The organism is Pseudonocardia sp. ICBG601 (genome assembly GCF_020496245.1).
Genome location: NZ_JAHLJA010000148.1, coordinates 1 through 14,763, shown reverse-complemented (window position 1 = coordinate 14,763; position 14,763 = coordinate 1). Strand labels below are relative to the sequence as shown.

Here is a 14,763-nt window from a genome sequence, read left to right as displayed (position 1 = left end):
CGCGCAACGGCCCGGGTAGCCGAGGGCCATGACTGTTCCCACGATCAAGCTGAACGACGGCCGCGAGATCCCCCAGCTCGGCTTCGGCGTCTTCCAGATCGAGCCCGGTGACACCGCGGAGAAGGTCAGGGCGGCCCTCGATGTCGGCTACCGCCACATCGACACCGCGCAGATGTACGGCAACGAGGAGGGCGTCGGCAAGGCCATCGCCGACTCCGGCATCCCGCGCGACGAGCTGTGGATCACCACCAAGCTGAACAACGACGGGCACGGCCGGGAGGCGGCGGTGAGCAGGCTCGACGAGAGCCTCACCAAGCTCGGCCTCGACCACGTGGACCTGTACCTCATCCACTGGCCGCGCCCGAAGGAGAACCGCTACGTCGAGACCTGGCAGGGCCTCGAGGACGCGCAGAAGGCGGGCAAAGCGCTGTCGATCGGCGTCTCGAACTTCCAGCCCGGCCACCTCGACCGGCTGGCGGAGGAGACCTCCACGGTCCCCGCGATCAACCAGATCGAGTTCCACCCGCACCTGGTGCAGCGCGAGCTGCGCGAGTACCTCCAGCAGCACGACATCGCGCTGGAGGCGTGGAGCCCGATCGGTCAGGGCAAGGGCCTGCTCGACGCGCCCGAGCTGAAGGAGATCGCCGAGCGGGTCGGCAAGTCCGCCGCGCAGGTCGTGCTCCGCTGGCACATCCAGCTCGGGAACATCGTCTTCCCGAAGTCGAACAACCCGGAGCGGATCAAGGAGAACTCCGAGATCTTCGACTTCGCGCTGAGCGAGGACGACATCGCCGCCGTCGAGAAGCTCCACACCGGCGAGCGCATCGGCCCGGACCCCGACGACTTCGGCTGATCCGGTGGGGGTGACGGGTGTCACCGTCCGGCATCTGCGGAGGGCACGGCGCCACGGGTCACCCGACCGGGGACGCGGACGGGCCGGCGCGGTGGACGTGTGCGCCCGCGTCCGTACGGTGGGGACGATGTTGGCGATCACCGAGAACGCCGCCGAGGCGATCAGGACCCTGAGCACCGACGCGGAGCTGCCCGACGAGGGCGGCCTGCGCATCTCCGCGCCCGACCCGGCGCAGGGCCTCGAACTGGCCCTCGCGCAGGAGGGCGACACGCAGGACACCGTGCTGCGCGGGGAGGGCATCACCGTCTTCCTCGAGCCGGCCGCGGCGGAGCTCCTGGACGACAAGGTCCTCGACGTCCAGCCCGTGGCGACCGAGCAGGGCGAGCAGGAGCTGCGCTTCGCGATCGTCGAGCAGCCCGAGACCGCCTGACCCACCCCCGACACCGACGTCGTGGCCCCGCCGGGAACCCGGTGGGGCCACGGCCGTCTCAGAGCTCGGTGACGGTCCCGTCGCGGACGTCCCAGCGGCGGGTGGCGCGCACCGTGTCGAGCATCCGCCGGTCGTGGGTCACCAGCAGGACGGTCCCGTCGAAGTCCTCGACCGCCTGCTCCAGCTGTTCGATGGCGGGCAGGTCGAGGTGGTTGGTCGGCTCGTCGAGCACCAGCAGGTTCACCCCGCGCGCCTGCAGCAGCGCCAGCGCGGCGCGGGTCCGCTCGCCCGGCGAGAGCGACGACGCCGTCCGCAGCACCTGGTCCGCGCCCAGGGAGAACTTCGCGAGCAGCGTCCGCACCTCGGACTCGGGCCAGTCCGGCACCTGCTCGCCGAACGCGCGCAGCAGCGTCGCGTCCCCGAGGAAGGCGCCGCGGGCCTGGTCGATCTCGCCGACCAGCACCCCCGAGCCGAGCCCCGCCGAGCCCGAGTCCGGGGCGATCCGGCCGAGCAGCAGCCCGAGCAACGTCGACTTGCCCGCCCCGTTCGCGCCGGTGACGACGACCCGGTCCGCCCAGCCCACCTGCACCGTGGCCGGGCCGAACGCGAAGTCCCCGCGCCGCACGGCGGCGGCGTCGGCCCGCGCGACGACCGACCCGGACCGGGGTGCGGAGGCGATCTCCATCCGCAGCTCCCACTCCTTGCGGGGCTCCTCCACGACCTCCAGCCGCTCGATCGCCCGCTCGGTCTGCCGGGCCTTCGCGGCCTGCTTCTCGCTGGACTCCTGGCGCTGCGCGCGGACGTTCTTGTCCGGGTCCTTCGTCTTGCGCCGGGCGTTGCGCACGCCCTGGGCCATCCAGTTGCGCTGCATGACCGCGCGCTGCTGGAGGGTCCCGAGCTTCCCGGCGTACTCCTCGTAGTCCTCGCGGGCGTGCCGGCGGGCCACCTCGCGCTCGGCGAGGTAGGACTCGTAGCCGCCGTCGTAGACGTCGATCCGCTGCTGGACCAGGTCCAGCTCGACGATCCGGTTCACCGTGCGTGCCAGGAACTCCCGGTCGTGGCTGACCAGCACCGTCGGCGTGCCCTGCCGGGCCAGGCCGCCCACGAACCGCTCCAGCCGCTCCAGGCCGTCGAGGTCGAGGTCGTTGGTGGGCTCGTCGAGCAGCAGCAGGTCGTAGCGGGACAGCAGCAGCGCCGCGAGGTTCGCCCGCGCCGCCTGCCCGCCGGACAGCCCGGTCATCGGGGCGTCCGGGCCGACCGCCAGCCCGACCTCGCGCAGCACCTCACCGGAGCGCTCGTCGAGGTCGGCGCCGCCGAGGGCCAGCCAGCGGTCCAGCGCGGCGGCGTAGCGGTCGTCGGCGCCGGGGGTGCCCGACGCCAGCCCCTCCGCCTCGGCGTCCATCGTCGCCTGCGCGTCGGCGACGCCGGTCCGGCGCGCCAGGAACCCGGCGACCGTCTCCCCGGGACGCCGGTCGGGCTCCTGCGGCAGGTGCCCGACGGTCGCGTCGGGCGGGGCGAGGGTCAGCGACCCGTCGTCCGGGGGCCGCGAGCCGGCCAGCACCGTCAGCAGGGTGGACTTGCCGGCGCCGTTGGCACCGACCAGCCCGATGACGTCGCCGGGCGCGACGACGAGGTCCAGCCCGGAGAACAGGGGTCGGTCGCCGTGGCCCGCGGCCAGGCCCGTCACGTGAAGGGTCGCGCTCATGTCGAGCGCAGACGCTACCCCTACAGGTTCGCCCCGAAGAGCCGGTGCAGGGCGTCCCAGTGCCGCTGCTCGGCGTCGTCGTCGTGGGTGGGGGCGTCCGGCACCGCGAAGCCGTGCGCCGCCGGGTAGGTCTCCAGGGTCGCCGGCACCCCGGCCGCGGACAGCGCGTCGCCGAGGCGCTGCTTCTGCTCGTCGGGGAAGGAGTCGTCGTCGGTCGCGCCGGCCACGTAGACCTCGGCCCGGATGCGGTCGGCGAGCCGGTGCACGCTGGCCGGGTCGTCGGTGGCGAGGTTGCCCCCGTGGAACGACGCCGCGGCCGCGACCCGCTCCGGCTGCGTCGCGGCGGTGCGCAGGCTCATCACCCCGCCCATGCAGTAGCCGGTGGTGCCGACCGCCCTGCCGCCGACCTCGGGCCGCTCCAGCAGCGCGGTCACCCACGCCTCGGCGTCGACGGCGACGAACTCGGGAGTCAGCGAGCCCACCATGCCCATCAGCCGGGCCCGCTCGGGCTTGTCGGAGAACACGGTGGCGAAGTCGAACGGGGCCCAGTCGCCGTGCCGGTGGTAGACGTCGGGCAGCAGCACCGCGTACCCGAGCGACGCCAGGTGCGCGGCCATGTCGTGGATGGCCGGCCGGACACCGCCGGCGTCGGGGTAGAGGAGCACGCCCGGCCACGGGCCGTCGCCGTCCGGGGTGTGCAGGGTGGCGGCGGCGTCGCTGTCGGGGGTGCTGATCGTGAAGTCGGTGCGCGGCACGGGTCCGGCCTCCCGGGGGTGATCGACGGGTCGCACCCGTTCTACGCCCCCGGGAGCCGTTCCGCCGGACCGCGGCGCGGTTCGGGTGGTACGTGCCGGATCAGGTCCTGGTCAGCGCGTCGTCGTCGTCGAGACGCCGGGTGCGGGTCTCCGAGTAGCTCGCCACGGCGATGATCGTGACCACCGACGCGATCGCGATGTACACCGCGATCGAGTAGCCGGTACCCGTCGCGACCAGCAGCGACGCCGCGATCAGCGGGGCCAGGCCGCCCGCGAACACCGACGCCAGCTGGTAGCCGATCGAGATGCCCGAGTAGCGCACCTTGGTACCGAACAGCTCGGACAGGAACGCCGCCTGCGGGCCGTACATCGCGCCGTGCAGCACCAGCCCGACCGTCACCGCGACGGCGGTGAGGGCGAAGCTCTGCGTGTCCACCAGGAAGAAGAACACGAACGCCCAGATGCCGACGCCGGCGGCGCCGAACAGGTACACCGGCTTGCGGCCGACCCGGTCGGAGACCGCACCCCACATCGGGGTGGTCACCAGGTGCACCGCGGCACCGATCAGCACCGCGCCCAGCACGAACGACGACGGCAGCCCGAACTGCTCCTTCACGTACGTCGAGATGACGATCGTGAAGATGTAGTACGAGACGTTCTCGGCGAACCGGGCGCCCATCGCGGTCAGGACCTCGCGCGGGTAGAGCCGCAGGACGTCCAGGATCGGCATGGTGTCCTTCTCGCCGGCCGCGGCGCGCGCGGCCGCCCTGGCCTGCGCCTCCCGGAAGACCGGCGACTCCTCGACGGCGAGGCGGACGTAGAGGCCGATGAGCACCAGCACCGCGGACAGCAGGAACGGGATCCGCCAGCCCCAGGCCAGGAACGCCTCCTCGGACTGGACCAGCGCCATGATCGCGAGCAGGCCGTTGGCCAGCAGCTGCCCGGCCGGGGCACCCGCCTGCGGCCAGCTCGCCCAGAACCCACGGTGTTCGGGCCTGCCGTGCTCGGACACGATGAGGACCGCGCCGCCCCACTCACCGCCCAGCGCGAAGCCCTGGACCAGCCGCAGCACGACGAGCAGCAGCGGCGCGGCGATCCCGATCGTGGCGTAGGCCGGGAGCAGGCCGATCGCGAACGTCGAGGCGCCCATCATCATCAGCGACAGGACCAGCAGCTTCTTGCGGCCGATCTTGTCGCCGTAGTGGCCGAAGACCAGGCCGCCCACCGGGCGCGCGACGAAGCCGACCGCGAACGTGCCGAGCGACAGCAGGGTCCCGGTCGCGCCGTCGGACTCGGGGAAGAACACCGCCGGGAACACCAGGGCGGCGGCGACGCCGTAGAGGAAGTAGTCGTACCACTCCACGGTCGTGCCCAGCATGCTCCCCGCGACGACCTTTGCGATCGGCGTGTGCGGCTGGTCGGACGCCGGTGGCGTCGGTGATCCCGGCGCGGTGGCGCCGGCGTGCGTGTCGGACACGGTCCCTCCCCGTCGACGGACTTCTGCGGTGGCGTCACGGTAGGGCCGTCGTGCGCCGTTTTCACCGGTTCCGGCCACATCGGTACCTCGACCGTGACGTGCCCCGGCCACACCCGGTCGCGACTGCGCGGCAGACTGGGCCACATGGCCGACCTGCTGCCCCTGCCGGAGGACTTCGACCGGGCGCTGGTCGTCGTCGCCCATCCCGACGACATGGAGTACGGCGGCTCCGGCGCCGTCGCCCGGTGGACCGCGCAGGGCCGCGAGGTCGTCTACCTGCTGGTGACCCGTGGCGAGGCGGGGATCGACACGATGGACCCCGCCGAGTGCGGACGCGTGCGCGAGGCCGAGCAGCGTGCGGCCTGCGCCGCCGTCGGCGTCAGCACGTGCGAGTTCCTCGACCACCCCGACGGGCTCGTCGAGTACTCGGTGGCGCTGCGCCGCGACATCGCCGCCGCGATCCGCAGGCACCGCCCGCAGCTGGTGGTGACCGGCAACTTCCGCGAGTTCTGGGACGCCGGCGAGACGCTCAACCAGGCCGACCACGTCGCGGTCGGACGGGCGACGGTCGACGCCGTCCGGGACGCGGCTAACCGCTGGCTGTTCCCCGAGGCGGGGGAGCGCTGGGACGGGGTCACCGGCCTCGCCGCGGCCTCCTCGCCCGCCGCGCGGCACGCCGTCGACATCTCTGAGCACCTCGACGCCGCCGTCGCGTCGCTGTCCGCGCACCGCGCCTACCTCGACGGGCTGGGCGGCGGCCCGATGACCGACCCCGGCACGTTCCTGCGCGCGGCCGCCGAGCGGACGGCGGAGCAGCTGCCCGGGGCCACCGCGGCCACCCCGTTCGAGTACCTGCGGCCCTGAACCGGCCGCAACGCCGATGATCCGCGCCTCAGCCGACCGGCCTCGGTGGGGATCGCGGGCAGTACGCCGGTACCGTCGTGGTGAGGGGTGATGGGGTGAACGGCTCGACCGCGCAGGCGCGCGTCCTCGTCGACGAGCTGGCGCGTGCCGGTGTCACCGACGCGGTCCTGTGCCCCGGCTCCCGCAACGCGCCACCCGCGTTCGCGCTGGCCCGGGCCGACGAGCGGGGCACGGTCCGGCTGCACGTGCGCATCGACGAACGCGCCGCGGGCTTCCTCGCGCTCGGGCTGTCGCTGGCGTCGGGCCGCCCGGTCCCGGTCGTCGTCACGTCCGGGACGGCCGCGGCGAACCTGCACCCCGCGGTGCTGGAGGCGTCGCACTCGGGGGTCCCGCTGCTGGTCCTGACCGCGGACCGGCCGCCGGATCTGGTCGGCACCGGCGCCAGTCAGACCGTCGACCAGGCCGGCCTGTACGGCGGCGCGGTGCGCTGGGCGGGCGCGCTGCCGGTGCCCGTGGGCACCACCGAGCCGGAGGCGCGGCGCTGGCGGGCGGTCGTCGCGCGGATGCTCGCCGCGGCCACCGGTGCCGGTGCGGGCGCGCCCGGTCCGGTGCACCTGGACCTGCCCTACACCGATCCGCTCGTGCCCGACGACGATCCGGCCGGGCCGGACACCGGGCACCACGACGCCGGTCTGCCGGGCGCGGACCTGCCCGCCGGGCGCCCCGGCGGTGCGCCGTGGACCGCGGTGACCCGCCCGGTCCGCACGCTGCCCCCGCTGGAGCTCGACCCGGGGGTGCGCACGCTCGTCGTCGCCGGGGCGGGCGGGCCCGCCGCGGACCCCGGCCTGCTCGGCGGGGCCCCGCTGGTCGCGGAGCCGTCGTCGTGCTGGTGGGCGCACGCGCTGCGCACCGGGCCGTGGCTGCTCGACCGGCCGGAGCTGCGCCCCACCCAGGTCGTCGTGCTCGGCAGGCCCACCCTGCACCGGGGCGTCGCCGCGCTGCTCGCCGACCCGTCGGTGGCGGTGTTCGCCGACCCCGGTCCGGACGGCGCCCCGTGGACCGACGTCGCCGGCACGGTCCGGGCCGTCGGTGCGCTGCCCGCGCTGTCCCCGCCCGAGGACTGGGTGCGGTCCTGGCGTGACGCGGACCGGGCCGCGGCCAAGTCCCTCGACACCGCGCTCGACGACGGCACCGCCGCCGGCGCGCCCGGCCTGCGGCTGGCCCGTGACCTCGTCGCCGCCCAGCCCGACGGCGGGCAGCTCGTCCTCGGCTCGTCGAACCCGGTGCGCGACGTCGCGCTGGCCGCCGTGCCCCGCCCCGGGCTCACCGTGCGGTCGAACCGCGGGGTCGCGGGCATCGACGGGACGGTGTCGACCGCCCTCGGCGCCGCGCTCGCCCACCCGGGCCCGACGGCGCTGCTGCTCGGCGACCTCACGCTGCTGCACGACACCACCGGGCTGGTCGTCGGCCCGGGGGAGCCGTCCCCGGACCTGACCGTCACCGTCCTCGACGACGACGGCGGCGGCATCTTCCACCTGCTCGAACAGGGCGGCCCGGCGCACGCCCACGCCTTCGAGCGCGTCTTCGGCACGCCGACCGGCGTCGACCTCGTCGCCCTGGCCCGGGCGGCGGGCTGGCGGGCGGCCGACTGGGGCGGCGACGCGGGCGAGCTCGCGGCCCGCCCCGGCTCGGGACGGCGGCTGGTCCGGGTCGCGGCGCACCGCGCCGGGCTGCGCGACGCGCACGCCGAGCTCCGCCGGGTGGTCGCCGCGGCGCTGGACTGAGCCGGTCCCGCCCGCGTCCCGGGCCCGCCGCCGGGTCCGGCCGGACGGGACACCGGACCGTGCCGGGCCGGGCTCAGCCCTCCAGGGACTCGCGGACCGCGCGCATCTTGGCGGCGGCCTCGCGCACCTCGCCGTCGGGCTCGGAGTCGGCGACGATCCCGCACCCGGCGAACAGCCGCGCCGTGCGTCCCTGCAGCTCGGCGCAGCGCAGCGCGATGCCCATCTCGCCCGCGCCCTCGGCGTCGACCCAGCCGACCGGGCCCGCGTAGCGGCCGCGGTCGAGACCCTCGATCTCGGAGATCAGTGCCGTCGCGTCCGGGGTCGGGGTGCCGCCGACGGCGGCCGTCGGGTGCACCGCGCCGATCAGCGTCAGCAGCGACGCGGGCCGGGCCGGGTCGAGACGGGCGTGCACGTCGCTGGACAGGTGCGACACGTTCGGCAGGGTCAGCACCGACGGTGCGTCCGGCACGTGCAGCTCGGCCACCAGCGGGCGCAGCGACGCGGCGAGGGAGTCCACGGCGTAGGCGTGCTCGCGGCGGTCCTTCGACGAGCCGATCAGCGCGCCCGCGGTGTCGGCGTCCGGTCCGGAGCCGGGCCACATCGTGCCCGCCAGCACCCGCGACTCCACGGTCCGCCCGCGCAGCCGCAGCAGCAGCTCGGGGGTGGCGCCGACCAGGCCGTCGACGGCGTAGCTCCAGCACGTCGGGTAGCGCCGGGCGAGGCCGCGGAGCAGGAACCGGGGGTCCAGCGGGCGGTCGGCGACGGCGAGCAGGTCGTGCGCGAGCACCACCTTCTCCAGCTCCCCGTCGCGCATCCGCCCGACCGCCGCGGCGACGGCGGCCCGGTACCGGTGCGCGGAGACCTGGCCGTCGGCGTAGCGCAGCCGTCCGCTGGGGCGCACCGGCGACGGGACCGGCAGCCTGCCCGGGGTCTCCGGTGCGTCGGCGGGGGTGATCTCGGTGATCCAGGCGCGGTGCCCGCGCCGCCCGACGATCACCCGCGGCACGACGAGCACCGAGCCCGGGCAGCCGTCGGCGAAGGTGAACGAGGCGAACGCGAGGGCGCCGGTGCCGGGGAGGCGGACGTCGTCGTAGCCGGCGCCGGCGTCGAGCCGGTCGACCACGCGGCGCCACCAGCGGTCGGCCTCGGCGAAGCGCTCGGGTCCCGACGCGGTGAACCGCGCGACCTCGCCCCAGGCGACCACGCCCTCGCCGTCGCGCACCCAGGACAGCGCCCCGGCGTCGGCGGGCAGCACGTCCAGCAGCCGCCCGTCGAGTCGCAGCGGGCGTGTCCGGACGCGCAACGCGGTGCTGGCCGGTGCGACGGTCACCCTTCGAGAGTAGGCAACTTCCTCCGCGGGGGCGGGCGCCAGGGTGGGAGGCACCGGACACACCCGGGTGCCGGAGCGCTCCTAGAATCGGGTCCCGTGACCAGTCCGAGCGGCCGTCCCACCGGCGATGTGCTGACCGAGACCTCGGCCGTCGCGGCCCGGCTCATCGGCCGGACGCGGTACCACCTGCCCGAGATCGTCCTGGCCGTCGCGCTGGCGTGGACGCTGGTCGCGCTGGTGGCGCTGGGGGGTGCGTTCCTGGAGGACGCGGCGATCGACGGCAACCGCGGCACCACCGCCGCGACCGTCCTCGACGGCTCGGACTACTGGCGGACCCTGGTCAGCTTCGTCGACGACGAGGGCCGGCTGCAGACCCCGGCGGCGGGCATCTCCTACCCGGTCGGGCTCACCCCGGGCGAGAACATCTACGTCGAGTACGACACGGCCGACCCGACGCACGTGCGCGTCGCGGGCCGCACCGCCGTCGACGGGATCCTCCCGGTCGCCGGGCTGATCGCGGGCGGCTGGGTGCTCCTCGGGCCGCTGTACGTGTGGCTGCGCCGCCGCCGGGCCCGCACCGGCACCGTCTGACCGCCCCCGCACCGGACCGCCCCGCACCGGGCTCAGCCCCGCCAGAGCGCCCCGACCTCGGCGGCGACCTGCGGTGCGGCGACGAGCAGCCCGCCCTCGGGCAGCGGCGTCGACCGGCCGTCGCGGCCCAGCACCAGCGCGCCGGCCTCGGTGGCCAGGCAGAGCGCCCCGGCGACGTCCCACTCGTGGTAGCGGGTCAGCACCGCGGCGACGGCGTTGCCCAGCGCGACCTGGGTGATCGCCAGCGCGGCCGAGCCGAGCACCCGCACGCCGACGTGCGCGGCGCGGGCGCGCTCGACGAACCCGGGGTCGGGGTCCTCGGCGCAGATCAGCGACCCGGCGACCCGGGCGGTGCGCCGCGACGGCACCGGCACGCCGTTGGCCCGGAAGCCGCGCCCGCGGGCGGCGGCGTAGATCTGCCCGCGGCCCGGGTCGGCGACGACGCCCACGGCCGGGCCGTCGCCGTCGACCAGGGCCAGGCTGTAGGCGCACCAGGGCAGGCCCGCGACATAGTTCGCGGTGCCGTCGACCGGGTCGACGACCCAGCGCAGCGGTGCGGTGTCGGCACCGGCGTCGGCGCCGAACTCCTCGCCGACGACCGGGCAGCCGGGGAACTCCGCGGCCAGCACCCGGCGGGTGTGCCGCTCCAGGGTGCGGTCGGTGTCGGTGACCCAGTCGAACGGGTTGGCCTTGGCCGACGCGTCGAGCGATCCGGTGTGCTCGCGACCCAGCGTCGCGGTGATCACCTCGGCGGCGTCGTTGGCCAGCCGGCCCGCGGTCTCGAGCGCGCGGGAGAGCAGCGCCGGGTCCACCGGCCGGGGGGACGGCACCGGGGGCGGCGCCGCGTGTGGCGGGGTGTGGGGCACGGCCGTCATGCGACCCGAGTGTCCGGGCGGGTGATGTCCCGGCGACGACGCGCGGGTGTCCACCTTGTGCCGGACGTGCCAACTCGTGACCCGCCCACCCGATGTTCGCCCAGGGTTGGGTGGTTGATCACGCCAGGGACCCGGCCCGCTGTCCCTCCCCCGTCACCGTTCCGGCCGTGCGCGTCGCAATCGTCTCGGAATGCTTCCTGCCGGTGGTCAACGGCGTCACCAACTCGGTGCTGCGGGTGTGCGAGCACCTGCGGGCAGGGGGTCACGACGTCGTGGTGATCGCGCCGGGCACCGGGGAGCCGGACTCCCACGAGGGGATCCCGGTCGTCCGGATCCCGGCCGTCGAGCTGCCGGTGGTGAACTCGATGCCGGTCGGGGTGCCCAGCAGGCGGATCCTGACCGCACTGCGCCGGTTCCGGCCGGACGTGGTGCACCTGGCGGCGCCGTTCGTCGTCGGGGCGCGGGGGCTGGCGGCGGCGCGGCGCCTCGGCGTGCCGACGGTCGCGATCTACCAGACCGACGTCGCCGGGTTCGCCTCCGCGTACGGGCTCGGGCTGACCGCACGGGCCGCGTGGCGCTGGACCTGCCGGCTGCACGGCATGGCCGACCGGACCCTCGCGCCGTCGAGCTGGGCGACCGGGGCCCTGCGCGAGCGCGGCGTCCCGCGGGTGCACCAGTGGGCGCGCGGCGTCGACACCCGCCGGTTCACCCCGTCCAAGCGCAGCGACGCACTGCGACGACAGCTCGCCCCGAACGGCGAGCGGCTCGTCGGCTTCGTCGGCCGCCTCGCCCCGGAGAAGCAGGTCGAGCGGCTCGCCGTGCTGGGGGAGCTGCCCGGGACGCGGCTGGTCGTCGTCGGCGACGGCCCCAGCGCCGACGGGCTGCGCGAGCGGCTGCCCTCGGCGGCGTTCCTCGGGCACCGCGGCGGCGACGAGCTCGCGCAGATCTACGCCAGCCTCGACGTGTTCGTCCACACCGGGCAGGCCGAGACGTTCTGTCAGGCCGTGCAGGAGGCGCTCGCCTCGGGTGTCCCGGTGGTCGCGCCCGATGCGGGCGGCCCGCGCGACCTCGTGCTGCCCGACCGCACCGGCTACCTCGTGGCGCCCCGCCCCGACGGCGGGGAGCCCGGCGACCCGGCCACCGATGCCGCCGACCGCGAGCTGGTCGGGGCGGTCGCCGCGCTGTGCGAGCCGCAGCGCAACCGGGAGTTCGGCCTGGCCGCCCGCCAGTCGGTGCTGCGCCGCACCTGGTCCGCGGTCGGTGACGAGCTGCTCGCCCACTACGGCGACGTGCTCCGCGCCGCGGCCCCGGAGCGCGTCGCGGCCTGACCCGAGGCCGGGCGGGCTCCGTAGTCGTGCGGATCCGTGACCGCGGCCCGGCGGCGACGGTGGTCCCATGAGTCGCACCGTCGTCGTCGCGCCCCGTGGTGAGCTCGCCACGGTCGACACCTCCGCCACCGTCCGCCTGATGTCCCGGCTGCTCGACCCCGCGCCCGCGGTCCGTGCCGCCGCCCGCGCCGAGGTCCTCGACGCCCCGCACCGGCAGATGCCGCCGGTGCTGTTCGCGCTGTCGGAGAACCTCGTCGCCGACGGCGCGATGCCCGAGGCCGCCCGCTGGTTCTACGCGGGCCAGCTGCGGGCCCGCTACGACGCCTGCCGCTGCACCGACACCACCGCCGCCCAGGCGCTGGCCGTGCTGCGCGACCGGTTCGGTGAGCCGGTGAACCGCTGGGCCTTCGCCGACCCGGCCCGGGTCCGCCGGGCCGCGATCCGCGCCGTCGCCTGGGACCGGGCGGCGCCGCACGACTACGACCACCGCTGGATCGCCCTGCACGGCATGGGCGCCTTCACCGGTGACGGCAACGGCGTCAGCACGCCGTCGGCCGAGTGGGCGGGCGTCGCCGCCCGGGTCCGCGCCGACTACCTGAGCGGCCTGCGTGAGGTGCTGCGCGAGCAGTTCGGGCAGCAGTTCGGGCAGCGGTGAGGCGGCGGCCGGGTCGGTAGGCTGTGCCCGTGTCCCGCGCCGAGCTCGACAAGAACCCGACCGACGTCGCCCGCATGTTCGACGGCGTCGCCCGGCGCTACGACCTGACCAACACCGCGCTGTCGGGCGGCCAGGACCGCTACTGGCGGATCCAGACCCGCCGGGCCCTCGGCCTGCGCCCCGGCGAGAAGGTCCTCGACCTCGCCGCGGGCACCGCGGTCTCGACCGTCGAGCTGGCGAAGGACGGCGCCTGGTGCGTCGCCGCGGACTTCTCCCTCGGCATGCTGCGTGCGGGCGCCCGCCGCGACGTCCCGAAGGCCGCCGCCGACGCGCTGCACCTGCCCTTCGCCGACGGCAGCTTCGACGCCGTCACCATCTCCTTCGGCCTGCGCAACGTGAACGACACCGTCGCCGGCCTGCGCGAGATGGCCCGCGTGACCCGCCCCGGCGGCCGCCTGGTCGTCTGCGAGTTCTCGACGCCGACCTGGGCTCCCTTCCGCGTGCTCTACCAGAACGGTGCTCGGCCACGCCCTCCCGGCGATCGCCCGGACGGTCTCCTCGAACCCCGAGGCCTACCTGTACCTGGCCGAGTCGATCCGGGACTGGCCCGACCAGCCCGCACTCGCCGGGAAGATCGCCGACGCCGGCTGGGAGCGCCCCGCCTGGCGGAACCTGACCTTCGGCGCCGTCGCGCTGCACCGGGCGTACAAGCCGGCCTGAGCCCCGCCGCCCTGCCCTGCCCGGCCCCGTTCCTCGTGGACGGGCCCTGCGGAGGGGCCTGCGGCACAGGGGGCCGACGTCGTGACGGAGCCGGGCGCGCTGTGCACGGGTGGTCGCGGTGGCGGCCGGGCGGTTGTCCGTGCACCGGCTCGCGCCCCCACAGCGGGCCCACTCCGCTGCAGAACCCTTCACACGGTGAAGGGTCTCCGCGCGGTCAGGGCCCCGGTCGGGCGAATCCGCTTACCGGGTAAGCGAGTTCAGAGCAGGGAGGGCCCGGGATGGCGTCCCCCTGCCACGCGGCGAGGCGCGCGGCGATCAGCGGCGCAGCGGTCGGCCCGGTGCGGCCCGCCGGCCCGCGGATCGCGCACCGGCCGTCACCACCCACTGACCCCGCGTCGAAGGGCGTTGCGCCGCAAGGAGTCCCGCGCCACCGCCCGATCCGCCCACGCGATCACGGCGGTGTCGTCCTACACTGCTCGCGCAGTTCGTGAACTTTATCACAAGGGTGGTGGGAGACGCGCGACCCGGAGCGCGCCGACCTGCGCGGATGCGGATCACATGTGACCCGTACCCCGTCACAGGTAAGGCTCGCCTGGGTTCTTGGTCACAGGGGACCGGACATAGGGTCGCCGCGACCGGCTCGTCGATCACCACCAACGACGGTGGCGCCGCGACAACGAAGGTGTAGGAATGCTCGATCCCTATCTCCCGCTCGTCCTGCTGTTCGTGTTGGCGGCGGGCTTCGCGGTGTTCTCGGTCGCCTCCGCGCCGTTGATCGGTCCGCGCCGGTTCAACCGGGCCAAGCTGGACTCCTACGAGTGCGGTATCGAGCCCTCGCCGCAGCCGGTCGTCGGCGGCGGTCGCGTGCCGGTCGCCTACTACCTCACGGCGATGCTGTTCATCCTGTTCGACATCGAGCTGGTGTTCATGTACCCGTACGCCGTCGTCGCCGATGCGGTCGGCGTCTTCGGGTTCGTGGCCATCACGCTCTACATCGCCACGATCGCCTTCGCGTACGCCTATGAATGGCGTCGCGGCGGGCTCGAGTGGAGCTGAGGCCGTCATGGGACTCGAGGAGAACCTGCCCAGCGGCGTCCTGCTGACCAACGTCGAGAAACTGGTCAACTGGACCCGGAAGTCGTCGCTCTGGCCTGCCACGTTCGGCCTGGCCTGCTGCGCCATCGAGATGATGACCACCGGCGCCCCGCGCTACGACCTCGCCCGGTTCGGCATGGAGGTCTTCCGGGCCTCGCCGCGCCAGGCGGACCTGATGATCGTCGCGGGCCGCGTGAGCAACAAGATGGCGCCGGTCCTGCGCCAGATCTACGACCAGATGCCCGAGCCGCGCTGGGTGCTCGCCATGGGCGTGTGCGCCAGCTCCGGCGGCATGTTCAAC

The 14,763-nt window shown here is 75.2% G+C and carries 14 protein-coding genes and 1 pseudogene; 10 read left to right on the top strand and 5 right to left on the bottom strand.

Annotated elements, in window-relative coordinates; genetic code table 11:
- Positions 1-28: 28 nt before the first annotated feature.
- Together KPL57_RS29155 and KPL57_RS29150 are read left to right on the top strand one after the other, a co-directional pair.
- Entirely contained in the window at positions 29-853 is an 825-nt protein-coding gene (locus tag KPL57_RS29155; protein ID WP_226353920.1) for an aldo/keto reductase, read from the top strand.
- 127 nt (positions 854-980) lie between these two features.
- Positions 981-1,283 (top strand): adhesin, encoded by a 303-nt coding sequence (locus KPL57_RS29150; RefSeq protein ID WP_226353919.1) that lies wholly within the window; start codon positions 981-983, stop codon positions 1,281-1,283.
- 58 nt (positions 1,284-1,341) lie between these two features.
- Here the strand turns inward: KPL57_RS29150 and KPL57_RS29145 are convergent, their stop codons facing one another.
- From KPL57_RS29145 to KPL57_RS29135, 3 genes are all read right to left on the bottom strand, one after another.
- On the bottom strand, positions 1,342-2,988 hold the full coding sequence (locus KPL57_RS29145) for an ABC-F family ATP-binding cassette domain-containing protein (RefSeq protein ID WP_226353918.1): 1,647 nt from the start codon (positions 2,986-2,988) through the stop codon (positions 1,342-1,344).
- 20 nt (positions 2,989-3,008) lie between these two features.
- On the bottom strand, positions 3,009-3,743 hold the full coding sequence (locus tag KPL57_RS29140) for a dienelactone hydrolase family protein (protein WP_226353913.1): 735 nt from the start codon (positions 3,741-3,743) through the stop codon (positions 3,009-3,011).
- A gap of 100 nt (positions 3,744-3,843) precedes the next feature.
- Positions 3,844-5,121 (bottom strand): MFS transporter, encoded by a 1,278-nt coding sequence (locus KPL57_RS29135; protein ID WP_226353916.1) that lies wholly within the window; start codon positions 5,119-5,121, stop codon positions 3,844-3,846.
- A 243-nt stretch (positions 5,122-5,364) separates the two neighbouring features.
- Here KPL57_RS29135 and KPL57_RS29130 point away from each other — a divergent pair, with 243 nt between their 5' ends.
- Together KPL57_RS29130 and menD are read left to right on the top strand one after the other, a co-directional pair.
- Entirely contained in the window at positions 5,365-6,084 is a 720-nt protein-coding gene (locus tag KPL57_RS29130; protein WP_226353912.1) for a PIG-L deacetylase family protein, read from the top strand.
- Between the two features lie 95 nt (positions 6,085-6,179).
- Entirely contained in the window at positions 6,180-7,868 is a 1,689-nt protein-coding gene (gene menD, locus KPL57_RS29125) for a 2-succinyl-5-enolpyruvyl-6-hydroxy-3-cyclohexene-1-carboxylic-acid synthase (protein ID WP_226353911.1), read from the top strand.
- A gap of 73 nt (positions 7,869-7,941) precedes the next feature.
- Here the strand turns inward: menD and KPL57_RS29120 are convergent, their stop codons facing one another.
- The gene (locus KPL57_RS29120) at positions 7,942-9,198 is read right to left on the bottom strand and encodes an isochorismate synthase MenF (RefSeq protein ID WP_226353910.1); all 1,257 of its coding nucleotides are present in this window, start codon (positions 9,196-9,198) and stop codon (positions 7,942-7,944) included.
- Between the two features lie 96 nt (positions 9,199-9,294).
- On the opposite strand from KPL57_RS29120, the gene KPL57_RS29115 reads away from it, so the two are divergent.
- Entirely contained in the window at positions 9,295-9,789 is a 495-nt protein-coding gene (locus KPL57_RS29115; protein ID WP_208818959.1) for a DUF3592 domain-containing protein, read from the top strand.
- A 32-nt stretch (positions 9,790-9,821) separates the two neighbouring features.
- Here KPL57_RS29115 and KPL57_RS29110 read toward each other — a convergent pair whose 3' ends face one another.
- Entirely contained in the window at positions 9,822-10,664 is an 843-nt protein-coding gene (locus KPL57_RS29110; RefSeq protein WP_226353909.1) for an inositol monophosphatase family protein, read from the bottom strand.
- 167 nt (positions 10,665-10,831) lie between these two features.
- Here KPL57_RS29110 and KPL57_RS29105 point away from each other — a divergent pair, with 167 nt between their 5' ends.
- The 5 genes and pseudogenes from KPL57_RS29105 to nuoB all read left to right on the top strand — a co-directional run.
- Positions 10,832-11,992, top strand: coding sequence for a glycosyltransferase family 1 protein (locus KPL57_RS29105; RefSeq protein ID WP_226353908.1), 1,161 nt, complete (start codon positions 10,832-10,834; stop codon positions 11,990-11,992).
- Positions 11,993-12,059: 67 nt separating this feature from the next.
- On the top strand, positions 12,060-12,647 hold the full coding sequence (locus KPL57_RS29100) for a hypothetical protein (RefSeq protein ID WP_226353907.1): 588 nt from the start codon (positions 12,060-12,062) through the stop codon (positions 12,645-12,647).
- Positions 12,648-12,676: 29 nt separating this feature from the next.
- Positions 12,677-13,367: pseudogene (locus tag KPL57_RS29095) on the top strand (demethylmenaquinone methyltransferase).
- Positions 13,368-14,057: 690 nt separating this feature from the next.
- The gene (locus tag KPL57_RS29090; protein WP_062397987.1) at positions 14,058-14,423 is read left to right on the top strand and encodes an NADH-quinone oxidoreductase subunit A; all 366 of its coding nucleotides are present in this window, start codon (positions 14,058-14,060) and stop codon (positions 14,421-14,423) included.
- Positions 14,424-14,430: 7 nt separating this feature from the next.
- Positions 14,431-14,763: NADH-quinone oxidoreductase subunit NuoB (gene nuoB / locus KPL57_RS29085; RefSeq protein ID WP_226353917.1), on the top strand; the 333-nt coding region annotated here is incomplete at its 3' end.